We start from the raw sequence: 24,647 nt of genomic DNA on the forward strand, positions 1-24,647 counted from the left end.
GCGGCCCTACGCCCGATCTTGGGACCGACACCAGGCGGAAGGAGGTGCGGCGGGTGGGGGGACGCCCGGGTGCCTTGACTCTGTTTTTACGACCCGGCTATATTCGAGCCGTCGCTTAACACGCCCTTTACCCAAGGCCCGCCCGCTCAGGTTGTCACTGTCCTCGCTTATTCAGGACCAGCCGAGCGCGCGTGGGCGCGTGGGGGCGACGCGCGACCGAGAGGTCGCCAGGGCCGCATTGCGGCCAGAGGCCCGAGATCAGGGCTCCGGAGCCCGCTCCGGACACCACACACCGCCCGGCCCCCTCGGGCCACGGCATCCCTCGACCTGCGTCGCTCTTGACGCACCTTCCACCCCGGGCCTCTGGCGCTCGGGCTCACACACCACCCTTCAGGAGGTAGCAATGTTTCGTTCACTGAGCACCGCCGTGCTCTTGCTGCTCTTCGCCCTTCCGGGCGTCGCATCAGCACAGAACACAGGCAAGCTGTCCGGCAGCGTGACAGACGCAGAAACCGGTGACCCGCTCATCGGTGCCAACGTCTTTCTCGCCGACATCCAGCGCGGCGCCGCGACTGACATCGACGGCAATTACACGATCCTCGGCATCCCCGTCGGTCAGTACGACATCCAGTATTCCTACACGGGGTACCAGACGGAGACGCTGACCGGCGTCGAGATCTCGCAGGGGCGTACCCGCAACGTCGACATCACCCTCTCGGGTGCGTCGATCGGTGAGGTCGTCGTCGAGTACGAGCGGCCGCTCATCCAGCGAGACGCCATCGGCGTCCCGAAGGTGGTCACCGGCCAGGACATCCAGAACCTGCCGGTTCGTGGCGTGTCCAGCGTCGCGGCCATTCAGGCGGGCGTCGTCTCCAACGACGGCTCCGGGACGCTCAACATCCGTGGCGGTCGCGGTGAGGAGGTCGACTACTACGTCGACGGCGTCAAGGTGCTCGGTGGCTCCGGCAACATCGGCATCCCGCAGCAGGCCATCGCCGAGCAGGAGATGCTCATCGGCACCATCCCGCCGCAGTACGGCGATGCGACGGCCGGCGTCATCTCGATCTCGACGCGGTCCGGCGGCAACAAGTTCTTCGGCGCCGCCGAGGCGATCACGTCTTACGGGCTCGACTCGTTCGGCTACAACCTCGGGTCGCTCTCGATCGGTGGCCCGCTCGTGCGCGACCGCGTGAGCTTCTTCGCCTCCCTGCAGGGCACCTACCAGGAGGACGCCAGCCCGTGGGCTCGCGAGACGCTCCAGCTTCGCGACGACCTGTACAACGCGATCCAGCAGTCGCCGCAGGTCATCCGGATCGACCGGAACGCCGTCGACCAGAACGGCGAGCCGGTCGACCTCGGGGGGCTGGCTGTCAGCCCGCTCTTCGAGGACGACGACTTCGTCTACGTCCCCTTCCCGAGCGACCTCAGCTTTGCGAACGGCTCGATCAGCCCGGATAGCCTCGGCGGCCTCCTGGGCCTCAACGGCGCCCACCCCGGCGACTTCCTCGGCGGCGTCCGCGCGGCAGCGAGCCTGTTCAACAGCCCCGACCAGTTCACGACGCGGAGCGGCAAGGACGACCCGTCGACGAACATCTCGGCCACCGGCAACATCGAGCTCCGCCCGGTGACCGGCGTCAACCTCCGCCTCGGCGGTGGCTACTCGAACAACGAGAGCCGTGGCTTCAGCTACGGCCGCTCGTTCTTCAACCGCGAGACGTTCACGACCACGGAGGACGAGGTCTACCGTGGGTACGCCTCGCTTCGGCAGGTGCTCTCGAACACGGCGTTCTACCAGCTCCAGGCGGAGTTCTCGCGGCGTGACTTCGTGAACTACCCCGACGCGTTCGGCTCCGACATCCGCGACGTCCTGCGCTACGGCGACATCGACGACCCGGCCAACGAGGTCGCTCGCCGCTACGTCGGGCTGAGCACCTCGACGGCTGACCGTGGCAACTACACCCAGCAGTACGGCGACGGCAACCTCGGTGTCCCCGAGGCGCTCGGCCTCACGTTCGACGGCCCGGGCACGGCCCGCACGGCGTTCCAGCAGTTCAACCAGGAGCAGTTCCGCGTCTTCGGCAACGCCCAGACGCAGGTCGGCGTCCACGAGCTCTCCTTTGGTGGTGAGTACGAGACGCGGACCGTCCGCAACTGGTCGATCGGGAACGGGTCCCGGACCTTCGCCCGCTGCTTCGACGACGGCAGCATCGAGACCAACTGCGTCGACTCGGACGGTGACGGCACCAACGACTCGGGCGTCACGTCGTACGACCAACTCCCGTACTCCTTCGGGTTCGAGACGGGCGTGAGCTACTACGGCTACGACTTCCGAGGCCTCAACGAGGTCGACGAGCAGGATGTCGACGCCTTCGCGGCCGGCACCAACCGCAACATCGCGCCCTACCGGCCGATCTACTACGGTGGCTTCGTCCGCGATCGCGTGGAGTACCGGGACATCGTGCTCGACCTCGGCGTCCGCGTCGACGTGTTCGACAACAACACGCTCGTCCTGAAGGACCCCTACGCGCTCGTTGATCTGTTCCGCGTCGAGGACCTCAGCGGCAACATCACCGACGACCAGGGCAACGTGCTCGTGGAGGCGCCGTCGAGCATCCCGGGCAACATCGCCGGCGACTTCGCCTTCTACCAGCGCGACGGGGCCGTCATCGGCTACCGCGACTCGGAGGGCCAGTTCTACAACGTCAACGGTGAGGAGGTCGTCAACCCGACCGACATCCTCCGCGCGGGCGCGCCGCTCGCCAAGTCGAGTGGCCTGACGTCGGGCGCGTTCCGGGACTACGACCCGGCCCTGACGATCATGCCCCGCATCGGCGTGACGTTCCCGATCACCGACCGTGCGCTCTTCTTCGCGTCCTTCAACGTGACAAGCCAGCGGCCGAGCGAGAACGCCTTCGCGACGATCCAGGATTACGACCAGGCCACGGGGACGATCTCGAACCCGAACCTCCGGCCCGAGACGACGACCCAGTACGAGCTCGGCTTCCGCCAGCGCGTTGGCCAGCAGGCTGCGCTGACGCTGTCCGGCTTCTACCGGACGCAGCGGAACAAGATCACGCTCCGGAACCTCAACGAGGCCTTCCCGAACGGGTACACGGGGTACACCAACCTCGACTTCTCGACGACGAAGGGCCTGGAGATGGCCTTCGACCTCCGCCGGACGCGCAACCTCGCCGTCAACGCGAACTACACCCTCTCGTTCGCCGAGGGGACCGGGTCCGACTCGCGCACGGCGCGCATCATCGCGTGGCGTAGCCAGAGCGGTGTTTTCCCGGAGACGCTCGCGCCGCTCGCCTTCGACCGCCGCCACAACCTCAACGTCTCGCTCGACTACCGTCTCGGTAGTGGGGAGGGCCCGATGGTCGGTGGCGTCTACCCGCTCGCGGGCTTCGGCTTCAACATGCTCGGTGTGCTCCAGAGTGGGAGCCCCTACACGGAGCTCGACGGCAAGGCGCTCGAGAGCCCGATCGGCCAGTCCACCAACGGTGGCGCGGTTGGCCAGGTCAACTCGGTGTACCTGCCGTTCACGAGCCGTCTCGACCTCAAGGTCGACCGGAACTTCAACCTCGGCCCGGCCTCGTTCCGCGGCTACGTCTGGGTTCAGAACCTGCTCAACCAGGACCAGGTGTACTCGGTCTACCGTGACACGGGCCTCGCGGACGACGACGGCTTCCTCGCCACGAACCCGGACGCCGTCCGGGCGCTCCCGACCGAGCTCGAGCGCGACGCGTTCCGGTTCCTGTACTCCCAGTACGTGGGCTCCCCGGTCGTGCTCGACAACTTCGGTGTCAGCGGTGGCCAGCTCTACGGCCTCCCGCGCCGGATCCGTCTCGGCGTCACCCTCGACTTCTAAACGGGCTCTAGGAAATCGCCCTGCGCGCCGGCTTCGTCCGGCGCGCAGGGACCTCCTGCCCTGTAACACCCCCCCTTCATGAACGCACTCTACCCCACCAACAGCCGTCTTACGGTGCTGCTGGTCGGACTCTTCGCGCTGTTCGGCGCGACGGCCCCGGCCCAGGCCCAGGCGGACTGTGACACCGGGAGCGCAGAGGTCGACCTCAACGTCAACAACGTCCGCGCTACTCTTTACAACATCGGCGGCCTCTTTTGGCGAGGCGCCGGCGCTCAGTACGAGGTGCCTGCGGGCAGTGGCCTCGTCTCCATCTTCGCCTCCGGCATCTGGCTCGGCGGCCAGGTCGACGGCCAGCTTCGCTTTGCCGGCTCCACCTACGGAGCCTGGGAGTACTGGCCCGGCCCGCTCGATGCGAACGGCCAGGTCACCTCGGCGACCTGCCAGCAGTTCGACCGGTTCTGGAAAGTCAACGCTGACGACATCACGGCGTACAACAACACCGGCGTCGCCACCTCGAACCTCCAGACGTGGCCGGTCGCCTACGGCGCGCCGTTCTTCGTCGACGAGAACGGCAACGGCCGTCGCGACCCGAACTCGGTCGATGAGAACGGGAATGAGCTCGAGCCCCGCCAGGAGCTCGACATCAACGACGCCGGCTACGGCTCCCGTCAGCTCGACCTCGCCGCCGGCGAGCGGCCCGACATCATCGGCGACCAGGGCATCTGGTGGGTCATGAACGACGCGGGCAACTCGCACGACTGGGGCGGCACCGCTCCGATCGGCGTCGAAGTCCGTGCCCAGGCCTTCGCCTTCAGCACGGCCGACGCGCTGAACGACGCCACGTTCTACCGCTACCAGTTCTTCTACCGCGGCTCGCAGCCGATGACCGACACCTACATCGGCATCTTCTCCGACCCCGACCTCGGCAACTTCAACGACGACTTCGTGGGCTCCGACGAGAGCCTCGGCCTCGGCTTCGTCTACAACGGCGACAACGACGACGATGGGGGGGGGGGCTACGGTCTCCCGCCGGCCCTCGGCTACGACTTCTTCCAGGGCCCGCTCGTTAACGCCGACGGCATCGACAATGACGAAGACGGCGAGACGGATGAGGACGACGAGCGCCTCGCCATCGAGAAGTTCTTCTACTTCCAGAACATCTCGGGCGTCGTCGGTGACCCCGGCAACGCCAACGAGGCCTACAGCTTCATGCAGGGCTTCTGGAAGGACGGGACGCCCCTCAAGGAAGGGGGCGACGGCTACAACACGAATGGCCCGCCCGTCGACTTCGCCTTCCCGGGCAACCCGCCGGAGTTCTGGAGTGAGTACAACTCCGACGGCAACGGCGCCGTGAACACCCCGGCCGACCGCCGCTTCGGCGTCTCCTCGGGTCCGTTCACGTTCAACCCGGGCGAGATGCAGGAGGTCGTGTTCGGCATCGTGTGGGCCCAGGCTACCGGCGCGACGACCAGCCCGCAGCTCGCGTCCGTCAACAAGCTGAAGGTGGCCGACGCCACGCTTCAGAACGCGTTCGACGCCCAGTTCGCCTTGCCGCAGCCGCCCCCGGCAGTGGCCCTGTCGGCGACCGGCCTCGACCAGGAGATCATCCTGGAGTGGGGTAGCTCGACCGGTGACCTCGGCGACATCTTCAACTACGACGTCGAGAACCCGTTCGTCCCCGTCAACGAGGCGGACCGGACGTACACGTTCGAGGGCTTCCGGATCTACCAGTTCCGGGATGCATCCGACACTGAAGGCGTCCTGATCGGGGCCTACGATCTCGACAACGGGATCACCACGATCACGGATGCGATCGTCGACCCGTTGACGGGGGCTCAGCTGACCACGGTCGTGGCCAACGGCTCCGACAACGGTGGCAGCACCCTGACGCCGACGACGTTCAGCATCAACAACAGCGCGTTCACGCAGCAGAAGCTGCGGAACGGCACGAGCTACTTCTTCGGCGTTCAGGCCTACGCGTACAACGAGGCCTCCATCGGGACCCGCGTGTTCAACGCGCCGATGGCGACCGTCGAAGTGCGGCCCTCCAAGGTTGGCCCGGTTGCTCCGGTCGCCACCACGGGTGCCGCGCTTGCGTCCACCGTCGCTGCGACCAACGTCGGTCAGGGCATCGTGGGCGCTCGCGTCTCGAACCCGGGTGCCGTCACTGGCGACGCCTACGCCGTCGAGTTCTTCCAGCAGCTTGATGCGGACGGAGAAATCGTTGGGACCAGCTACCGGATCGTCAACCAGACGACCGGCACGGTTCTCTTCGACGGAGCGGCCTACTACGCCGACTTCGGGACCCTGCCCCCGCAGAGCACGGACGCGTTCCGTGCGGACGGCCTGATCTTCGACGTCCAGGGCCCGGAAAACGGGTTCACGTCCTTCGAGGCAACTGCCAACGCGGCGGGTCCGATCTCGCCGGCGGAGTCCGCTGCGGCGGCCTTCCAGGGGTTCCCGACACCCGGTGGTGCCAACCCGACCTCGGGCGTGCAGCAGACGAGTGGCATCCGTTGGTTGATCACGACCGGTAACGCGAGCGCCTATACGGGGCCCTACGAGGAATTCCTCCAGCGCGTCGTCTTTGGCCGGAACGGGACCATCCCGTTCGTCTTCCCCTTCGACTTCGAGGCTCGGTTCACGGGCACCAGCACGGCCTACCAGCGCTTCGGCGACGGTTCGCTGGTGACGATCCCGTTCGAGATCTGGAACACGGGCATCGGGACGCCCGACGACACGTCGGACGACTTCCGCATGATTCCCGCCATCCTCGACATCGATGGGGACGGCACGTACAACCTCTCGGCGGCCGATTCGCCCGTTTCGAGTGGTGCGGACGACCCGATCACGGACTGGATCTACTGGTACGAGCCCAACGACAAGACGCCGGGCGAGTCCGGCTATCTCGCGTGGGAGGCCAACGCCGCGACGGCTCCGGACGACCACGGCCACGAGTCGTTGGCGCGTACGGTGTTCGCCGGCTGGAACCTCGGGACCGCCCCGCCTTACGCGGCGCAATACCCCGAGGCCGGGTCGGTCTTCCGGATCACGACGACCAAGCCGAACCAGCCTGGCGACGTGTTCACCCTGGATACCTCGGAGATCGGCGCGATCGATACCGAGGCCGCCAGCGCAGAGGATCAGGAGGCGGCCCTCGACCTGATGGCCATCACGCCGAACCCGTACCGCGGGTACTCCGGCTACGAGACCTCCGGCAACGTGTCGGTCGCTCGATTCGTCAACATCCCGGCCCAGGCCACGATCCGCATCTTCACCCTGAGTGGGACGCTGATCCGGACGATCGAGAAGAACAACGCGGGCCGAGCGACGATCGATTGGAACCTCCGCACGGAGGCCGGCCTCCCGGTCGCGAGTGGCATGTACCTCATTCACATTGAGGGCCGCCGCTCCGACGGGTCGACCATCGGCGAGCGGGTCCTGAAGTTCGGCGTCATCCAGCGTCGCTCTCAGCTCGACGTCCTCTAAGCCAACCCCCACCTACACCCTAGAAATCATGTACCGCACCCTCATCCTTCTGGCCGCGCTTGTCGCTTCGGCGCCTGCGATGGCCCAGGGGCGCGACGTCCCGGGTGACGAACGGGCGGGGACGGCTAGCGCGCAGTTCCTGCTCGTGCCGACCACGGCCCGGACGACCTCGCTCGCCAACGGCCTCACGGCCGGTCTCAGCTCGCTCTCGGGCCTCGAGTCCCTCCAGTCGAACCCGGCCGCCTTGATGGCCAACGACGGGACCGAAGCCATGTTCAGCTACATCAACTTTGTCGCCGACGTCGGCGTCAACACGTTCGGTGTGGCCCAGAGCTTCGGGACGTCGAACATTGCCCTGTTCGTGACCTCCTGGGATCTCGGCGAGATCCCGATGACCTCGGCCGCGTCCCCGGACCCGACCTCGGTCACGTACGACGCGGCGACCTACGTGGTCGGCGCGACGTACGCTCGCCAGTTCACCGACCGGATCTCGGCCGGTGTCACGGCCAAGGCCATCGGAGAAACCATCGACGACGTCAACGGCTCTGCCGTCGCCTTCGACGCTGGCATGACCTACGTGGTCGGCGAGTCTGGTCTGCAGTTCGGGGTTAGCCTCCGCAACTTCGGCACCAAGATGAGCTACTCCGGCAATGGCATCGGCCAGACCGGCACGATCCCCGGTTCCGGCGGATCGGGCAGCTTCCCGATCGAGATCGGCACGGACAGCTACGAGCTGCCGTCGCTGCTCAACTTCGGCGCCACCTACACCCGCCAGTTCGCTGGCGACGTGTCGGTGACGGCGCTCGGCAACTTCCGGTCGAACGCCTACGACCAGCCGGAATTTGCTGGCGGCCTGGAGCTCGGCTACGGCGACCTCGTCTACGCCCGCGGCGGTGTCAACCTGACGCCCGACCAGGACGTGAACGCGGCCGAGTTCTGGAGCCTCGGGGGCGGCGTTAACGTGCCGCTCGCCAGCTCCGGGATCGGCATCGACTACGCCTTCCGCTCCATGGGCGACCTCGGCAACGTCAACCTCGTGACCGCCGCGCTCCGGTTCTAAACCGGCTGCGCACGACGCGACCGCTGCGGCCCCCGAGCCCTCCGCAAGGAGTCGGCTCGGGGGCCGCGCTGTGTTTGGTGGGCACGGTGGCGCCCCGACCTGCCTAGAGGGCGACGGTATCTTCGGCCTGCTGGCGAGGGCCGCCGGCTCGCGCCTGAAGGAGCGCTTGTGCCATGCGTTCGGACACTGCACAAACTGCCCTCGGGCTGGCGCTCGCCATCGGTGTCGTCGCGCTGGCGGCGTGCCTCGGCCCGCGCGCGAGCGGCGAGGCCGACGAGCGGTTTCTGAACCTCGCCGACGGCGTGGCCTACGTCGGCGACGCGACCTGCGCGACGTGCCACGAGGAGCTCTACGCGAGCTACCAGACGCACGGGATGGCCAACTCGCTCTACCGGCTCACCCCGGAGACCGCCGTCGAGGACTTCTCCGGCGTCGCCGTCCGCCACCCCGCCTCAGGCTTCGTGTACGTCGCCCGCCGCGACGGCGACCGGTTCGTCCAGGAGGAATACCGCGAGACGGGAGAAGGCACCGACCACCGGCTCGTTCGCGAGATGACCTACGTCGTCGGCAGCGGGTCGGCCGCGCGGACCTACCTCAGCGAGGAGAACGGGCGGCTCTACGAGCTGCCGCTGACGTGGTACACGCAGGCCGACGGCGGCGCCGGGCGCTGGGGCCTCAGCCCCGGCTACGAGGACCAGAACGTCCGCTTCGACCGGACCATCCCGGACCGGTGCATGGCCTGCCACAACGGGACGTCGGAGCCCGTCGAGTTCGCTGACGGCAAGTTCGCCAGTCTGGCCGGCGGCATCGGCTGCGAGCAGTGCCACGGCCCGGGCGAACTGCACGTCGAGGCGCGGACCGCCTCCGAGCAGGCGCCGGACTCCGTCGACATCACCATCGTCAACCCGAAGTGGCTGGCGACGGACCTTCGGCTCGACGTGTGCCAGCAGTGCCACCTCAACGGTGAGGTGTCCGTCCTGCGCGAGGGCGAGTCGGCGTTCAGCTACCGGCCGGGGCGCCCGCTCTCGGCCCACCGCGCCGTCTTCGCGCTCGTCGGCGACGACCCAAACCGGGTCAGCGTCATCTCGCACGCCGACCGGCTCCGCGAGAGCGCATGCTTTATCGCGTCGCCCGCGATGGACTGCACGACGTGTCACAACCCGCACGAGGGCTTCCGCGACAAGGGCCCGGAGGTCTTCAACGCGACCTGCCAGACGTGCCACGCACCCGACGAGCTCGCGGCCTCGATGCCGACGCCGGACTTGCAGACGCAGCACCTCACGACGGCCAACTGCTTCGCGTGCCACATGCCCGAGGTCTCGGCCGACGACGTGCCCCACGCCTCGTTCACCGACCACAAGATCCGCGTCGTCGGCGACGACCAGATCGTCGGGACGCAGACGGAGGGGACGCTGGCGCCGTACTTCGAGGCCGACCGCGACGGCGGCGTCGAGGAGGGCATGGCCTACGTGATCTACGCGCGGCAGGGCGGGGGCGCGTCGTCGTTCCGGCGCGGCGTGTCCCTCCTCGAAGCGCGGCTGGCGGAGCGGCCCGAGGCGGGCGAGGCGCAGTACCTGCTGGGCTACGCCCGCCTTCAGACCGGCCGGGCGGCGGCGGCGATCGAGCCCCTCCGCAAGGCGCTGGCGGTCGGCGAGAACCCCGAACGCCTCAACGCACTCGCCCAAGCCTACGAGCAGGCGGGGCGGCCCCCCTCTGAGGCGCTGACCCTGTACCAGCGCGCGCTCGCGCTGCAGCCCGCTGCCTCCGACATCCGCGTCAACTATGGGCGCCTACTGGAGGCCCAGGGGCGGCTGCCCGAGGCCGTCGGCGAGTACCGGAAGGCCATCCAGGAAGAGCCGTGGCTGGCGCAAGCGCATGTGCTGCTCGGCGGCGCGCTCGCCAAGGGCGGCGACCTCGGTGGCGCCGTGGCAGCGCTCCGCGCCGCCATCGAGCTGGAGCCCGGCCAGGCCGACGCCCTCACGAACCTCGCCGTCCTGCTCGCGCAGCAGGGCGACGTCGGACGCGCCGCCAGCCTGTTCCGTCGCGCCGTCGACGCGGACCCGCAGAACGCGAACGCCCAAGCCAACCTCGCGCTCTACTACCTCAACGAGGGCCGCGCTGAGGACGCCCTGCGCCACGCCCAGCTCGCGCTCGGCCTCGACAGTGGCCAGGGCACCGCGCTCCAGGTCTTGGAGATCCTCCGCCAAGCCGCCGGCTGAGTCTGGGGATTCGGAGGGCTGGCGGCGGCGAGCAAGACGAGGAGGGACTCGTGAGACTCATCAGCGTCATCCCGAGAAACTGTTCGGGGAACGGCGCGAGCTCTCCACATGCGTCCCCTCTCCCATGGGAAGAGGGATAGGGTGAGGGGCCGCAGAGGTGCCATCCGAGCACCGCCGCATGGATCCCCGACTGCGCGGGGATGACTCGTTTGGGGGGGGACGGCTTCCCCGAACAGCCTCTCAGGATGATAGAGTGGAGCGTTCGCGCGGCTACGGCTGGCCGTGAGCCTCTAACTCCGGCACCGGCAGCCCCGCCAGATCCGCGGCGATCCGTGCCGCGTGGATCCGGCCGTTCTCGATGAACCACCGGCTCGTCGCGTACCCGCCGCACACCGTCCCGGCGAGGTACACGCCCGGCCGCGTCGACTCCATCGTGTCGTCGTCCACGACGGGCGCCCGCTCCGGCCCCGCCAGCTCGACGCCCAGCGCCTCCAGAAACCCGAAGTCAGGGTGGTAGCCGGTCATCAGCAGCACAGCGTCGGCCGGGATCTCGTCGGTCCCGTCGGGCCCCGCCAGCCGGACCGTCTCGGGCGTGATGGCCTCGACAGTCGTCCCGAAGCGGGCGTCGATGGAGCCCTCCTTGATTCGGTTGAGCAGATCCGGCCGGATCCAGTACTTCACGCTCGTCGTGATCTCGGCGCCGCGGACGACGAGGGTCACATGGCCGCCGTGGCGGAAGATCTCGAGCGCCGCCTTCGCCGCCGAGTTCTTGGCGCCGACCACGACCACGCGCCGGCCGCTGAAGGGGTATGGCTCCTTGTAGTAGTGCGAGACGTGCCCCAGATCGTCGCCCGGGATGCCAAGCCGGTTGGGCTGGTCGAAAAAGCCCGTCGCCACGGCGACCGCTCGCGCCCGGTGCGCGCCCTTCGAGGTGCGGACGACAAAGTCCCCGCGCTCGCCGTCGACGCCCAGCACGCGCTCGCCCAGGCGCACGTCGAGCCCCTCGCGTTGGGCGACGGCGCGGTAGTAGTCGATCGTCTCCTCGCGGCGCGGCTTGTAGTACGTCGTCGCCAGCGGGTGCCCGCCGATCTCGAGCAACTCGGGCGTCGAGAAGAACTCCATCTGCGTCGGGTAGCCGACGAGCGAGTTCACCAGCGCGCCCTTTTCGACGACGCGGGCCGTGAGCCCGGCGCGCTCGGCTTCCAGCGCGCACGCGAGCCCGATCGGGCCGGCGCCGACAACGAGAAGGTCTACGGGGTCGGTCGGGGTGTCCATGCCCTACCAACCGTGCCTCGCTGGCGGGGTTGCCCGGTTGGCGTCAAGAGTCCGGGGAACGCGCTAGGGGCCGGCCGGCCGGTGGGGCGGGGGCTCGCCGTCGGCGCCGTCGCCAGCGACCGCGCCCGGCGGGGGCGGCGTGGCCGTGCGGCGCTGGCGAAAGAAGTCGCGCAAGAGGTCCGCTGCCCGGTCGGCCTCGACGCCCGAGACGGTCGGGATCTGGTGGTTGAGGCGCCGGTCGCCCGGGATGTCGTACAGCGTCGACGCCGCGCCGGCCTTTTCGTCGAGCGCCCCGAAGACGAGCCGGTCGAGCCGAGCCCAGACGAGCGCACCGGCGCACATCGGACACGGCTCCAGCGTCACGTAGAGCGTGCAGCCGGTCAGGAACTTGGTGCCGAGCGTCTGGCACGCGGCGGAGACCGCCAGCATCTCGGCGTGCGCCGTCGGGTCCGCGAGCCGCTCCACCTGGTTGTGCCCGCGCCCGACGACGCGGTGGCCCTGGACGACGACGGCGCCGACCGGCACCTCGCCGGCCTCGTACGCGCGCTCGGCCTCGGCAAGCGCCTGCCGCATCCAGCGGCGGTCGGTGTCGAGAAGGGACGCGAGGGACATGGTGGGAAGAGGAGTGTGAGGGGCATACGGGATGGAGGGGGTCGGGGTCTCTGCCCATCCCTCCATGCCTTATCCCGCCTCCCGCGCCAGCGGCATCGTCATGCAGCGCGGCCCGCCGCGCCCGCGCGAGAGCTCGTTGCCCGAGAGCCGGACCGCGATCCGCTCGCTCGAACTCCCCGCCGAGTCGCCGTAGAAGTCGAGGAAGTGCTCGGCGTCGACGACGTGGAAGCCGTGGGCGCGGAGGGCGTCGTAGGTGGCCCGGTTGCGGTCGTAGCCGACGACGAGCCCGGGCCGGAGCGCGAACAGGTTGGCCCCGTCGGTCCACTGCTCGCGGCGCTGGCGGACCGGGTCGTCGCCGCCGCAGCGGACGAAGGTGTAGTCCCGCCCCGTCACCTCGAGGAGCGCCTGGTGAACGTTGCGGCACGGCCGCAGGCGGAGGTCGTCCGTGTCACCGTCGACGGCCTCGATGATAAACGTGTGGTCCTGGCCGTCCTCGATGATCGGCGGGAAGACGACGCAGGTGTCGTCGTCGGCGAAGGTGAACACGGTGTCGAGGTGCATGCAGTAGCGCGCCTTGGGCAGGTTCACCATGACGATGTGCTCCACGGTGGTCCGCGCCAGCAACTCCCTCGCGACGGCGAGTACGCCGCCCAAGCTCGTCCGCTCGCTCTGCCCGATCATCACCACCCTCTCGTCGACGACGAGCAGGTCGCCGCCCTCGAACGAGACCTCGGCGGGCAGCTCGATCACCCGGTCGCGGGCGTCCGCGAAGCGGGCGTGGTGGGCGTAGATCGTCTGCATGATGACGCTCTCGGGCGCGCGCGCCGCCGTGGCCGCGTGGCTAAGCAAGACGTGGTCGCCGACGACCGCCGAGAGGTCGCGCGTGAACAGCAGGTTCGGGATGGGCTGCGCGGTCACCGAGAACGGGGCCTGCCCAGTCGTGGCAAAGCGCAGCAGCGTCTCGGGGTCGAGGCCTTTCAGCTCGGACTCGTACGCCTCGAAGTTGCGGTACGGCATCCGGTCGATGAGCCGGTCCACGAACGCCGTCCGGGCGGCGGCCTCGACGAACGCCTCGCGGAGCAGGTCCGTCACCTGGAGGACGGCGTCGTCTTTCCCGACGATGGCCTGGAAAAGACGGATGAGCGTCGCGTGCTCCTCCCGCGCTTCCTCGACGAACAGGATGTCGTCGAAGAGCAGGTCCTCAGCGTTGTCCGGAGAGACGAGCCCCATCTCCTCGCCTGGGGTGTGGACCACGACCTGCCGCAGAGGCGCCGTCTCGGAGGCGATGTGGAACGGGGCGAGGGCGGTTTCTGTGGACATCGGGCAGGGAGCGGGCGAGGGCAAGGGCGCAAGCTACGAGGGCCCCCGGACGTGCCCGCCCCGTGCGTTACCGCTTCGCCTTCTGGCGGATCAACTCCACAAACCGAAGCACGGCCGCCACCACGACGAGCACGAGCACGACCTGGACCACGAGCCCGAGCAGCCATCCGGCCATCTTGAGCACGAACGCCAACGCGCCGAACGCGGCCACCAGCACGATGGCCACCAACAGGATCTGGAGCAGGCGCTGGATCAGCATGGGGATCGGCTAGAACGTGAACGCTTCGCGGGCGACGACGGGGCCGCCGCTCGACGGACGGCCTCCACTCACCACGATTCGGTTGCCGCCGAAAATAGTTGCGACGTGGCCCGAGCGGGGGACCGCAAGGGCGATCTCTGGCGGGAAGCGGAACGCCCGCCGCGCCGCCGGCGCGTACACTTCGAAGGTGCCCAAGGTGAAGCCGTTGGCGTCGCGGCCGCCCGTGACGAGCGTGAGCCCGTTGCCGAGGTCGAGCACTGCCGCGTCGGCGCGGGGCGTCCGCAGGGCCCCCGTTTCGGCGACGTCGATCGAGAACGGGAGCGCGCCAGACGGGGCGGACCGCCACTCCAGCGCCAGGGTCAGGCCACCGTCGGCCGCCAGCCCAGTGACGACGGCCGAGGTCGGACCCGTTTCCGCCAGCGCGGCGCCGGAGAGCGTCGGGAAGCCGCCCGCCCCACCGGCGGGCGTCAGCCGCTCCAACCGGACGCTGGCGCCGTCCGGGACCACGCGGTACACGTCGACCGTGCCCGAGGCGTCCAGCCCGCCGGTGATGGGGGTCACCCCGCCGAACAGCGTCACGTACGTCTCGCCGCCGACCACGACGGCCTTCGCCACGTGCCCCGACCGCTCCGGAAACGCGTCGCTGGCGACGGAGACCGGCCGGGCCACGCCTTTCGCGTCGACGAACTCCGGCTCGCGTACCAGCTCACTGGAGACCTCGGACGTGGCCGTCGAGGCGCCGCCGAGCAGCAGAGAGCCGTCGGCGACCGCCGTGGCGGTGTGGTCGGCGCGACGCCGTAGCAGCGTGATCTCGCGGGTATTGATGAACGGCCCGTCCTCGAACTGCACCGACGCCGACGCCAGCGCCGAGCCGGACACGCCCGCCCCGCCGGAGACGAGCACGCGGCCGCCGGAGAGCGCCGAAACGGCGGCGCCCGCCCGGGCCACCCCGTCGGTCGGGCTCGCGAGAGCCGAGGGTTCGAGGGGGAGGTGGACCGCGTAGAACGTGTCGCGAGCGACGGCCCCCTCGCTGTTGGTGATCGTGTAGTCGAAGGCGTTGAGCCCGGGCACGAGCGTCCGCACGTAGACGAACGCGCCGGCCGTCGAGTCGAAGTCGATGTCCTTGTTGCGGATGCGGAGCGAGACGGCACCGCTCGGCCCCGTCGGCTCGAACCGCACGCTCAGCTCGGGCTGGAGAAAGACGACGCTGAGGTCGGGCGACGCCAGCACCAGCTCCGACTGCCCGGAGTCGATCGGGACGCGGTCGCAGGCGGCGAGCGAGACGGCCACGAGGCAGGCGAGGGCGAGGTGGCGCACAGGCTACTGGAAGGTGGGGGCGTCGTAGTCGACGCGGTCGAGGACGAGGCCGTGGGCGGGCGCGGCGGGCCCGGCGGCGCGGCGGTCGCGGGCGGCGAGCACGTCGGCGAGGGCGCCGGGCGTACGGCGGCCGCGGCCGACCTCGATGAGGGTACCGACGAGGGCTCGCACCATGCCATGCAGAAAGCGGTCCGCCTCGACCTCGAACTGGAGGTCGCCTGGCCGCTCCCCCGCGCGCCACCGCATCCGCGTCAGGTGGCAGGTCCGGTTGAGAGTCTCGGACTTGGTCCGGCAGAACGACGAGAAGTCGTGGCGCCCGAGCAGCGTCGCTGCGGCCTCGTTCATCGCGTCGAGGTCGGGGACGGGCCGGAAGAGCACACGCATGCGGCGGTCGAGCGCGCGCGGCTCGGTCGTGGCGTGGTAGACGTACCGCCGCCGTCGGGCGTCGAACCGGGCGTGGAACCCGTCGGGCGCCGGTTCGGCCGCCAGCACCGCGATCGACGGCGGCAGCAGCCCGTTCAGCGAGGCCCGCAGCCGGTGCGCGTCGGGACGCTCGGCGGTCTCGATGTGGGCCACCTGCCCTCGCGCGTGGACGCCGGTGTCGGTCCGCCCCGACCCGACGACGCCGATCGGCTCGCGCAGCGCCGTCGCCAGCGCCGCCTCGACGGCCCCCTGTACCGTCACGGTACCGGGCTGGACCTGCCAGCCGGAAAAGTCGGTGCCGTCGTATTCGATCAGGAAGCGGGTGGTGGGCAACGGGGGACGGGGGACGGGGGACGGGGGACGGGGGAGAGTCTGGGCGCTCTAAAAGTTCCGTCCGGCCCGCCCCCAAACGCGACGGGCGGCGCCGGCTTGTGTTCTTGCGCTCGTCTGGCGCCGCCGGCGTTTCGGGGGCACCTTTGCGTTCGCCCTCTCCCACCCGTGCCCCCTCGCGTCTACCTCACCGGCTTCATGGCCTCCGGCAAGAGCACCGTCGGCCCGCTGCTGGCGGACCGGCTGGGCTACCGGTTCGTCGACCTCGACTGGCTTGTCGCGGCGCGCGCGGGCCGGTCCGTCGCCGACCTGTTCGCCGAGGGCGAGGGCGTCTTCCGCGCCGTCGAGGCCGAGGCGCTCCGCGAGACGACCAGCGGGGAGGGGCTGGTGGTGGCGACCGGCGGCGGCACGCTCGTCCAGCCCGGCAACCTGATGGCGGCTCGGGCGGCGGGCCCCGTCGTCTGGCTCCGCGCGTCGGTCCCGACCGTGCTGGCGCGCGTCGGCGACGGGGCGGGGCGCCCGCTGCTGCTCGACGGGGCTCGCCTGCTGGCGCCCGCCGGCCGAGAGGCGCGCGTCCGCGCCCTGCTCGCGGCGCGCGAGCCGTTCTACGCCCAGGCCGACCTCGTCATCGACGCCGACGGCCCGGCCGATGTGGTCGCCCGCGACGTCGCCGAGGCGGTGGCCGGCTGGCGCGGCGCCGTGGGCCAGTGAGTCCGTGAGAGGTCGCAGGCCCGACGTGCCGGTCCCCGACCCGCCAACCGACCGACTCACCGGCTGAGGCGGAAGGAGCGGCGGTGGTGGGGGCTCGGCCCGTGCGCCGCGAGCGCGGCGTAGTGCGCGGCCGTCGGGTAGCCCTTGTGGCCGTCCCACCCGTAGGCCGGGTAGTCGCGGTGGAGCGCCACCATCTGCGCGTCGCGCGTCACCTTCGCGATCACCGACGCCGCCGCGATCGACAGGCTCTTCGCGTCGCCCTTGATGATCGTCTCCTGTGTGCACGGCGCGTTCGGGATGGCGCAGTTGCCGTCGACGAGCAGCACGTCGGGCACGAGCGCCAGCGACAGCGCCGCGCGGCGCATCGCCTCCATCGAGGCCCACAGAATGTTGAGCTCGTCGATCTCGGCCGGCGAGCACGACCCGACGCCGACGGCCAGCGCCTCGCGGTGGATGATCGGGACGAGCGCCTCACGGGCGGCGGGCGTCAGCTTTTTGGAGTCGTCGAGCCTGGGGAGGTCGGCATCGCGAGGGAGGACGACGGCGGCGGCGACGACCGGCCCGGCCAGGCACCCGCGCCCGGCCTCGTCCAGGCCCGCCACGACGGCGCGGCCGTCCACCCAGTGGGCGTGTTCGAGGGCGAGGTCGGGCATGGGGGACGGGGCAGACGGAGCGCCAGCGTACCGCCGGAGCGCCCGTGAATGGGCCGAGGTTGCCCGGCGCTGCGAAACCTTCTATCTTGGCCACCGTCTAGAGATCGATCTCACGCGCGAACCCTACCGACGCGGCGCGAGATCGAATGGCCCGGGGTCCCAGCCGTCGCAGCGGAGCGAGGCGCAACTGACCGCTCGACCCCCGGCTCCCACGTTCCTGCCGCCGATCCGGGCGATTCCCGGCGACGGCTCCGGCATTCCGCGGCTCGCGCCGCCGACGCCTCCCGAACGACCCCGGCCCGGGCTCCGCCCGCGCCGACTCCTGTTCCCCGGACCCGCACGGCACCCGCCGCGCGCCCCGACCGCGCCGCATCGGCGCCCCCCCCCCCTTTCGCCAGCCCGCCACCTCATGGCACGCAAGACGAGCGCGACGGCCAACGCCGACGCCCCCGAGGCCGAGACGACGCCCAAAAAGCGCCGCTCCCGAGCCCACGTCATCGACCTCACCGACACCGGATCGAACGGCTCCAACGGGAGCACGCCCGAACCGGCCGCTGAGGCTCCCAAGAAGCGCTCCACGCGCTCCAAAGCCAAGCCCAAGGCCGAGCCCACCTCCGACGCCCCGGCCGATACCGCCAAGGTCGGAGACGCGGAGGCGGCGCCTCCCAAGCAGCGCCGCCGCCGCACGCGCGAGCCCGAGCCCGTCGCCTCCAGCGACAAGCTCGACGAGGCCGACGCCTCCGCCGACACGCCCGCCAAGGGCCAGGCCGACGCCTCGAACGACGACGCCGACTCGGACGACGAGTCCGGCGGCCGGCGCCGCCGCAAAAAGCGGGGCCGCAACAAGAACACCGACGGCAACACCAGCGGTGGCAGCAGTGGCGGTGGCGGCCACCCCGGCGAGCCCTTCGAGGGCATGCTGGAGCTGATCGGCGACAAAAAGTTCGGCTTCATCCGCGAGATGTCGACGTCGCTCGCCAAGGGCGACAACGACCCGTTTATGCCGCCGCCTCTCATCCAGAAGTACAACCTGCGCGACGGCGTCCACGTCAAGGGCGTCATCAAGCCCGGCCGCAAGGGCGCCTGGCAGGTGACGGACGTGACCGAGGTGATGGGCCAGGAGCCCGAGGCCTGGGCCGAGACGACCGACTTCGACGAGGGGCTCGTCATCTACCCCGAGGACAAGCTCACCATCGTCACCGACGCGTCCGACATGTCGATGCGCGTCATCGACCTGGTGGCGCCGCTCGGCAAGGGCCAGCGGGCACTCATCGTGGCGCCCCCGCGCGCCGGCAAGACGGTCATCCTGAAGGGGCTCGCGGCCGGCTTGGCCGAGAATCACCCCGAGGTCAAGCTCGTCGCCCTCCTCATCGACGAGCGGCCCGAGGAGGTCACCGACTTCCGTCGCAACACGGCCTGTAACGTCTTCGCGAGCTCGAACGACGCCGGCGAGGACAACCACGTCCGTGTGGCCACGTTGGCGTTCGAGTACGCCCGCCGTCTCGTCGAGCAGGGCCACGACGTGGTCATCCTGCTCGACTCGCTGACGCGGCTCGGCCGGACGTTCAACCTCTACGGCGGCAACTCCGGCCGCACGATGTCCGGCGGCCTCGACGCCCGCGCGCTCCTGATGCCGCGAAAGATCTTCGGCTCGGCCCGCAACATCGAGAATGGCGGGTCGCTGACGATCGTCGCCACGGCGCTCGTCGAGACCGGCTCGCGGATGGACGACGTCATCTTCGAGGAGTTCAAGGGGACCGGCAACTCCGAGATCGTCCTCGACCGCGACCTGTCCGAAAAGCGGATCTACCCGGCGATCAACATCAAGCGCTCGGGCACCCGCAACGAGGAGCGGCTCGTCCCCGACGAGATCGCGAACGCGCGGAACCTGCTGCTCCGCGCGCTCAACAGCCGCTACCCGGACGAGGCCATGCAGGCCTTGCTCAAGCAGCTCCAGATGAGCTCGTCGAACGAGCAGATGCTGCTCGACCTCATCCCGGAGTAGGCCGCCCGGCCACCGACCCAGGGGGGCGTCGCATCACGCGGCGCCCCCTTTTTTCTGAGCGGTGAGCGATGGCGGTCGTCCAGCGAGACGGGCATCCGGCCGACCGTGCGCGCGGTCGAGGGAGCCGAATCCAGCGTTTGACGGCCTGGGAAATCGGAGGGCAGAGGTTATGTAGTCGCCCGCTCGCGGGTCTAGGGGGAGACAGCTGCTCTGCGCCATGTCCGACTTTCGTCCCGGCATCGAGCTTCACGAGCCCGACGTCCCCGAGGTCCACACCGACTACGTCCCCATCCGCGAGCGGCCCGAGGCGGACCGGCCGCGCGAGAAGCTGCTGGCGCGCGGGCCCGGCGCGCTCTCCGACGCCGAACTCGTCGGGCTCGTGTTCGGGAGCGGGACACGCGTGGGCGGGCGGAGCGTGTCGGCCGTCGAGCTGGGGCAGGCGCTGCTTCGGGCCTACGGCTCGCTGTCGAAGCTGGCGCGGCGCGACGCGAACCAGGTGGCGCAAGCGACGAAGGGGGTCGGGCCCGCGAAGGCGGCGCAGCTGGCGGCCGTCTTCGAGATCGGGCGGCGCGTGGAGGCCGCCCCGCCCGAGGACCGCGTCCAGGTGCGCTCGCCTGCGGACGTGGCAGCGGCGTACGGCCCGCGCCTGCGCGACCTGCCCCGCGAGGTGTTCGTCGTCCTCCACCTCAACACCTCGAACGTGGTGACGGCCGAGTACACGCTGACGACGGGTGGGCTGGCGGCGTCGATCGTCGAGCCGCGCCAGGTGTTCGAGCGCGCCATCCTTGAGCACGCCGCGTCCATCGTGTGCCTCCACAACCACCCCTCGGGCAACCCGGAGCCCAGCCGCGAGGACGTCGCCATCACCAAGCAGCTCTGCGACGCCGGGAAGGTGCTCGGCATCCCGGTCCACGACCACGTCATCATCGCCGGGCGCGGGTTCACGTCGCTCGCGGAGCGGGGGTTGATGTAGCGGGCGCTACGTTGCGGGCCCGCACCGCCCGCGCCATGGCCATCCTCGCCGAGCCCGTCCGCCCCGCTGCCGAGGTGGGCGCGCCCGCACCCCCCGCCCGCCTCGTCTCGCTCGACGTGTTCCGCGGGGTGGCCATCCTGGGGATGATCCTGGTCAACAACCCGGGCACGTGGAGCGCGATCTACCCGCCGCTCCGGCACGCCGCCTGGCACGGGTGGACGCCGACCGACCTCGTCTTCCCGTTCTTCCTGTTCATCGTCGGCGTGGCGATCCCGCTCGCGTTCACGAAGCGCCTCGCGCGAGGGGCCGACCGGGGCGACCTCGTCCGCAAAACGGTGAAGCGGGCGGCGGTGCTGTTCGCGATCGGGCTGGGGCTCGCGTTCTACTCGCGTGGCTGGCGCTTCCTCGCGGGCGAGGGGATCGACCTGAGCGACTTCCGGATCCTGGGCGTCCTCCAGCGGATCGCGCTGTGCTACCTCGCCGCGTCGCTGCTCTTTCTGACCACGTCGGCGCGGACGCAGCTCGTCGTCGGGGCCGGCATCCTGGTCGGCTACTGGGCGGCGATGACGCTCGTGCCCGTGCCCGGCGTCGGGGCCGGGCACCTCGACGTGCCGGCGGAGACGCTCTCCGCGTTCGTCGACCGCCTGCTGCTCGGCCAGCACCTGTGGGCGGGGGCCGACAAGCTGTGGGACCCGGAGGGCCTCCTGAGCACGTTCCCCGCCGTCGTGACAACGCTGCTCGGCGTCGTGGCCGGGCGCTGGGTGCTGCGGGACCGTGGGGCGTCGGCCGAGACGGCGGCGCGGCTGATGGCGACCGGCCTCGCGCTGGGCGCCGTGGGCGCGATGTGGGGCTGGGTCTTCCCGGTCAACAAGGCGCTCTGGACGAGTTCCTACGTGCTGCTCACGGGCGGCTTCGCCTTCAGCGCGCTCGGCGCCTGCTACTGGGCCGCCGACGTGCGCGGCTGGCGGGGGTGGACGCGGCCGTTCGTGGCGTACGGCGTCAACGCGCTGCTCGTGTTCGTCGGCAGCAGCCTGCTCGCGCAGACGCTCGTCCGGATCCGCGTCGCCGGGTCCGGCGGGCCGCAGTCGCTGCAGTCGTGGATCTACCAGACCGTGTTCGCGCCGGTCGGCCCCGCCGAGGTGTCGTCGCTGCTCTACGCGCTCGTGTGGGTCGGCGGGTGGTACCTCGTGCTGCGGGCGCTCCACGAGCGCGGCATCGTCTGGAAGGTGTAGCCCGGTCGCAGGGCGTGGGCGCTCACTCTACCTTCACGCCACACCCACCCCCCGCCCGATGCAGACCCTCGACCCCGCCGAGCGCTACGACGTCTGCATCGTGGGCTCCGGCGCCGGCGGCAGCATGGCCGCCAAGGTGCTGGCGGAGGGCGGCGCGAAGGTGGTCCTGCTGGAGGCCGGGCAGCGGTGGACCGTCGAGGACGACGCCGAGATGCTGACGTGGAACTACGCCTCGCCCCGGCGCGGCGCCAGCACGACCAAGCGGCCGTTCGGCGAGTTCGACGCCTGCGACGGCGGCTGGGAGATCGCGGGCGAGCCGTACGCTGCCGCCGAGGGCACCGACTGGCGCTGGTGGCGCGCGCGGATGCTGGGCGGGCGCACGAACCACTGGGGCCGCATCTCGCTCCGCTTCGGGCCCGACGACTTCCGGGGCAAGACGCTCGACGGCCACGGCGACGACTGGCCGATCGGCTACGACGACGTCGCGCCGTACTACGACCGGGTCGACCGGCTCGTCGGCATCTTCGGCTCGCGCGACGGCTTCCCGAATGAGCCCGACGGCGTCTTCCTGCCGCCGCCCGAGCCGCGCTGCTACGAGAAGCGCGTCATGCGCGGCGCCGAGTCGATCGGCATCCCCGTGCTGTCGTCGCGGCTGTCGATCCTGACCGAGGCCAAGCCGGAGCAGGGGCGCGCGGCGTGCCACTACTGCGGGCAGTGCAACCGGGGCTGCTCGGTCGGCGCCAACTTTTCGGCGGGCCGCGTGCTGCTCGATCCCGCCCTCGAAACGGGCAACCTGACCGTCGTGACCGGCGCGATGGCGCGCGAGGTGCTGACCGACGACGAGGGCCGGGCGACCGGCGTGTCGTACATCGACGTCGGCAACCTGGAGGCCTACGAGGTGCAGGCCGACATCGTGGTGCTGGCGGCGTCGGCGTGCGAGTCGGCGCGGCTGCTGCTGAACTCCAAGAGCGCGCGGCACCCGAACGGGCTGGCGAACTCGTCCGACGTGGTGGGGCGCTACGTGATGGACACGGTCGGCGCGGGCGCCTCGGCGTTCGTCCCGGCACTCGCGAACCAGCCGGCCCACAACTGCGACGGCGTCGGCGGGATGCACATCTACATCCCGTGGTGGCTCCACGATCAGCACGCGAATCTCGACTTCCCACGCGGCTACCACCTCGAAACGTGGGGCGGGCGCGGGATGCCGGGCTTCGGCTACGGCTGGGGCATTGAGGGCTCGAACGGCGACTGGGGCGAGCGCCCGCGAGGCGGCGGCGGCTACGGCGCCCAGCTCAAGGACGACTACCGCCGCGTCTACGCCGCGCGCGTCGGCTTCGCGGGACGGGGCGAGATGATCGCCCGGGCCGACAACCGCTGCGAGATTGACCCCGGGTCCGTCGACCGCTTCGGCATCCCGACGCTCACCTTCGATGTGACGTGGGGCGACGAGGAGATCCGCCAGGCCCGCCACATGCAGCAAGCCGCGCGCGAGCTGCTCGAATCCATCGGCGGCGAGATCGACGAGATGCCGACGGAGGACTCGGGCTACGGCATCTCCAAGCCCGGCGAGATCATCCACGAGGCGGGCGTCGTGCGGATGGGCGCCGACCCGGCGACGTCGGCGCTCAACGGCTTCTGCCAGGCGCATGACGCCGACAACGTGTTCGTGGTCGACGCGGCGCCGTTCGTCTCCCAACCCCACAAGAACACGACGTGGACGATTCTCGCGCTCTCGTGGCGCGCGGCCGATTACATCCTCGACCAGCGCAAGCAGCGGGCGATCTGAGGGCGACCCACTGCCCATCCCTCTGGTCCCGCATCCCTCCAGCCCTCTCCCGCCATGGCCCCGATCACCCGCCGCGACGCCCTCCGTCGGCTCGCCGTCGCCGCCGCCGCGCCCGCCCTGCTGGCGGCCTGCCAGGGCGAGGACGTGGCCGGCTCCGCGATGCGCCACGCGGCCGGCGCGAGCGAGATGCAGCCCGCCATCGGCGCCACGCCGACGTTCTTTACGCCCCACGAGTTCGAGACCGTCCGGACGCTGGCCGGGATCGTGCTGCCCGCCGACGACCGGGGCCCGAGCGCGGCGGAGACCGGCACGCCCGAGCTTATCGACTGGGTGATGACCGACGAACTGCTCGGCGACCCGACCTCGCGCCAGACCCTCATCCGCGGCGGGCTCGCGTGGCTCGACGGCGAGGCCCGCGACCTCGGCGCCGACTCGTTCGTGGCGGCGACGGACGTCCAGCAGCGCCAGCTCTTGGACCGGATCGCCTACCCCGAGTCGGCGGCGCCGGAGGACGAGGCGGGCGTGTCGTTCTTCAGCCTGTTCCGCAACTACGTCGCCACGGGCTACTTCTCGAGCCCGCAGGGCATCGAGGACTTGGGCTACCTCGGCAACGTCGCCCGGAGCGAGTGGACCGGCTGCCCCGACGACGCCAACGCCTACGCCGCGCGGACGGCCTAGCCGTCTGCCGAGAGGTCGAACGTGATGTAGACCGGCCGCTGTGCCTCCGTCCCGCCGATGGCGCGGTAGAAGGCGCGGGCGGTCGCGTTGTCGTCCTCGGTCATCAGCCAGGCCCCGGTGCAGCCACGGGCGCGGGCGGCGTCGAGGGTCGCGGCCATCAGCGCCGTCGCGATGCCGCGCCGCCGGTACGCCTCGGCCGTGCCGATCTCGTCGACGTAGAGGGCTGGGCGCTTGTCGGGCTCGGTGAGGATGATGGACGAGGCCATGCCGACGACGCGTGTGCCGGCGAGCGCGACGGCCAGCAGGTGATCGGGGTTGGCCAGCACCGCCGCCGTCGAGTCCGGCCGGAGTGGGCCGTCGAACACGTCGGGGTCGAGGTCGTCGAGGACGTGCGCGTCGTCGGGACCCAAGAGGCGGATCTCGAAGGTGCCCAT

18 protein-coding genes are annotated in these 24,647 nt (G+C 70.5%); 10 read left to right on the top strand and 8 right to left on the bottom strand.

Annotation, left to right across the window (positions count from 1 at the left end; translation table 11 throughout):
* Window positions 1–427 precede the first annotated feature (427 nt).
* The 4 genes from ACLII4_RS04435 to ACLII4_RS04450 all read left to right on the top strand — a co-directional run bounded on the left by ACLII4_RS04435 (window position 428) and on the right by ACLII4_RS04450 (window position 10,639).
* Window positions 428–3,871: a TonB-dependent receptor domain-containing protein gene (locus ACLII4_RS04435; protein ID WP_412069686.1), complete on the top strand. Its 3,444-nt coding sequence runs from the start codon at window positions 428–430 to the stop codon at window positions 3,869–3,871.
* 78 nt (window positions 3,872–3,949) lie between these two features.
* A complete protein-coding gene (locus ACLII4_RS04440; protein WP_412069687.1) occupies window positions 3,950–7,360 on the top strand; it encodes a T9SS type A sorting domain-containing protein in 3,411 nt (1,136 codons plus the stop codon).
* A 28-nt stretch (window positions 7,361–7,388) separates the two neighbouring features.
* Window positions 7,389–8,420 carry a PorV/PorQ family protein gene (locus ACLII4_RS04445; protein WP_412069688.1) on the top strand — a complete coding sequence of 344 codons (1,032 nt, stop codon included), beginning with the start codon at window positions 7,389–7,391 and terminating at the stop codon, window positions 8,418–8,420.
* 173 nt (window positions 8,421–8,593) lie between these two features.
* Window positions 8,594–10,639, top strand: a complete 2,046-nt coding sequence (locus ACLII4_RS04450; protein ID WP_412069689.1) for a tetratricopeptide repeat protein — start codon at window positions 8,594–8,596, stop codon at window positions 10,637–10,639.
* 270 nt (window positions 10,640–10,909) lie between these two features.
* Here the strand turns inward: ACLII4_RS04450 and ACLII4_RS04455 are convergent, their stop codons facing one another.
* From ACLII4_RS04455 to truA, 6 genes are all read right to left on the bottom strand, one after another.
* On the bottom strand, window positions 10,910–11,914 hold the full coding sequence (locus ACLII4_RS04455) for a YpdA family putative bacillithiol disulfide reductase (protein ID WP_412069690.1): 1,005 nt from the start codon (window positions 11,912–11,914) through the stop codon (window positions 10,910–10,912).
* Between the two features lie 63 nt (window positions 11,915–11,977).
* A complete protein-coding gene (gene tadA, locus ACLII4_RS04460) occupies window positions 11,978–12,526 on the bottom strand; it encodes a tRNA adenosine(34) deaminase TadA (RefSeq protein ID WP_412069691.1) in 549 nt (182 codons plus the stop codon).
* A gap of 69 nt (window positions 12,527–12,595) precedes the next feature.
* On the bottom strand, window positions 12,596–13,846 hold the full coding sequence (locus tag ACLII4_RS04465) for an arginine deiminase family protein (RefSeq protein WP_412069692.1): 1,251 nt from the start codon (window positions 13,844–13,846) through the stop codon (window positions 12,596–12,598).
* A gap of 67 nt (window positions 13,847–13,913) precedes the next feature.
* Complete coding sequence (locus ACLII4_RS04470; protein WP_412069693.1) at window positions 13,914–14,105, bottom strand: hypothetical protein; 192 nt, start codon at window positions 14,103–14,105, stop codon at window positions 13,914–13,916.
* A 9-nt stretch (window positions 14,106–14,114) separates the two neighbouring features.
* Entirely contained in the window at window positions 14,115–15,422 is a 1,308-nt protein-coding gene (locus ACLII4_RS04475) for a hypothetical protein (protein ID WP_412069694.1), read from the bottom strand.
* Window positions 15,423–15,425: 3 nt separating this feature from the next.
* Window positions 15,426–16,178 (bottom strand): tRNA pseudouridine(38-40) synthase TruA, encoded by a 753-nt coding sequence (gene truA / locus ACLII4_RS04480; protein ID WP_412069695.1) that lies wholly within the window; start codon window positions 16,176–16,178, stop codon window positions 15,426–15,428.
* A 165-nt stretch (window positions 16,179–16,343) separates the two neighbouring features.
* Here truA and ACLII4_RS04485 point away from each other — a divergent pair, with 165 nt between their 5' ends.
* Entirely contained in the window at window positions 16,344–16,886 is a 543-nt protein-coding gene (locus tag ACLII4_RS04485) for a shikimate kinase (protein WP_412069696.1), read from the top strand.
* Window positions 16,887–16,942: 56 nt separating this feature from the next.
* Here ACLII4_RS04485 and ACLII4_RS04490 read toward each other — a convergent pair whose 3' ends face one another.
* Window positions 16,943–17,539, bottom strand: coding sequence for a ribonuclease HII (locus ACLII4_RS04490; RefSeq protein WP_412069697.1), 597 nt, complete (start codon window positions 17,537–17,539; stop codon window positions 16,943–16,945).
* Window positions 17,540–17,948: 409 nt separating this feature from the next.
* On the opposite strand from ACLII4_RS04490, the gene rho reads away from it, so the two are divergent.
* From rho to ACLII4_RS04515, 5 genes are all read left to right on the top strand, one after another.
* The gene (rho, locus tag ACLII4_RS04495; protein ID WP_412069698.1) at window positions 17,949–19,544 is read left to right on the top strand and encodes a transcription termination factor Rho; all 1,596 of its coding nucleotides are present in this window, start codon (window positions 17,949–17,951) and stop codon (window positions 19,542–19,544) included.
* Window positions 19,545–19,761: 217 nt separating this feature from the next.
* Window positions 19,762–20,517, top strand: coding sequence for a RadC family protein (gene radC / locus ACLII4_RS04500; protein WP_412069699.1), 756 nt, complete (start codon window positions 19,762–19,764; stop codon window positions 20,515–20,517).
* A 35-nt stretch (window positions 20,518–20,552) separates the two neighbouring features.
* Entirely contained in the window at window positions 20,553–21,749 is a 1,197-nt protein-coding gene (locus ACLII4_RS04505; protein WP_412069700.1) for an acyltransferase family protein, read from the top strand.
* 58 nt (window positions 21,750–21,807) lie between these two features.
* Window positions 21,808–23,535 (top strand): GMC family oxidoreductase, encoded by a 1,728-nt coding sequence (locus ACLII4_RS04510; RefSeq protein ID WP_412069701.1) that lies wholly within the window; start codon window positions 21,808–21,810, stop codon window positions 23,533–23,535.
* Between the two features lie 54 nt (window positions 23,536–23,589).
* On the top strand, window positions 23,590–24,213 hold the full coding sequence (locus tag ACLII4_RS04515) for a gluconate 2-dehydrogenase subunit 3 family protein (protein WP_412069702.1): 624 nt from the start codon (window positions 23,590–23,592) through the stop codon (window positions 24,211–24,213).
* Here the strand turns inward: ACLII4_RS04515 and ACLII4_RS04520 are convergent.
* Window positions 24,210–24,647, bottom strand: coding sequence for a GNAT family N-acetyltransferase (locus ACLII4_RS04520; protein WP_412069703.1), 438 nt, complete (start codon window positions 24,645–24,647; stop codon window positions 24,210–24,212). The two genes, ACLII4_RS04515 and ACLII4_RS04520, sit on opposite strands and share 4 nt — an antisense overlap.

The organism is Rubrivirga aquatilis (genome assembly GCF_046845665.1).
In the GTDB taxonomy this organism is placed as follows: Bacteria; Bacteroidota; Rhodothermia; order Rhodothermales; family Rubricoccaceae; genus Rubrivirga.

Excerpts from the sequence above, each read along its gene's own strand:
- ACLII4_RS04440 (WP_412069687.1), top strand. The coding sequence starts at position 3,950 with ATGAACGCACTCTACCCCACCAACAGCCGTCTTACGGTGCTGCTGGTC.
- ACLII4_RS04445 (WP_412069688.1), top strand. The coding sequence starts at position 7,389 with ATGTACCGCACCCTCATCCTTCTGGCCGCGCTTGTCGCTTCGGCGCCT.
- ACLII4_RS04450 (WP_412069689.1), top strand. The coding sequence starts at position 8,594 with ATGCGTTCGGACACTGCACAAACTGCCCTCGGGCTGGCGCTCGCCATC.
- ACLII4_RS04455 (WP_412069690.1), bottom strand. The coding sequence starts at position 11,914 with ATGGACACCCCGACCGACCCCGTAGACCTTCTCGTTGTCGGCGCCGGC.
- tadA (WP_412069691.1), bottom strand. The coding sequence starts at position 12,526 with ATGTCCCTCGCGTCCCTTCTCGACACCGACCGCCGCTGGATGCGGCAG.
- ACLII4_RS04465 (WP_412069692.1), bottom strand. The coding sequence starts at position 13,846 with ATGTCCACAGAAACCGCCCTCGCCCCGTTCCACATCGCCTCCGAGACG.
- ACLII4_RS04470 (WP_412069693.1), bottom strand. The coding sequence starts at position 14,105 with ATGCTGATCCAGCGCCTGCTCCAGATCCTGTTGGTGGCCATCGTGCTG.
- ACLII4_RS04490 (WP_412069697.1), bottom strand. The coding sequence starts at position 17,539 with ATGCCCGACCTCGCCCTCGAACACGCCCACTGGGTGGACGGCCGCGCC.
- rho (WP_412069698.1), top strand. The coding sequence starts at position 17,949 with ATGGCACGCAAGACGAGCGCGACGGCCAACGCCGACGCCCCCGAGGCC.
- radC (WP_412069699.1), top strand. The coding sequence starts at position 19,762 with ATGTCCGACTTTCGTCCCGGCATCGAGCTTCACGAGCCCGACGTCCCC.
- ACLII4_RS04505 (WP_412069700.1), top strand. The coding sequence starts at position 20,553 with ATGGCCATCCTCGCCGAGCCCGTCCGCCCCGCTGCCGAGGTGGGCGCG.
- ACLII4_RS04510 (WP_412069701.1), top strand. The coding sequence starts at position 21,808 with ATGCAGACCCTCGACCCCGCCGAGCGCTACGACGTCTGCATCGTGGGC.
- ACLII4_RS04515 (WP_412069702.1), top strand. The coding sequence starts at position 23,590 with ATGGCCCCGATCACCCGCCGCGACGCCCTCCGTCGGCTCGCCGTCGCC.
- ACLII4_RS04520 (WP_412069703.1), bottom strand. The coding sequence starts at position 24,647 with ATGGGCACCTTCGAGATCCGCCTCTTGGGTCCCGACGACGCGCACGTC.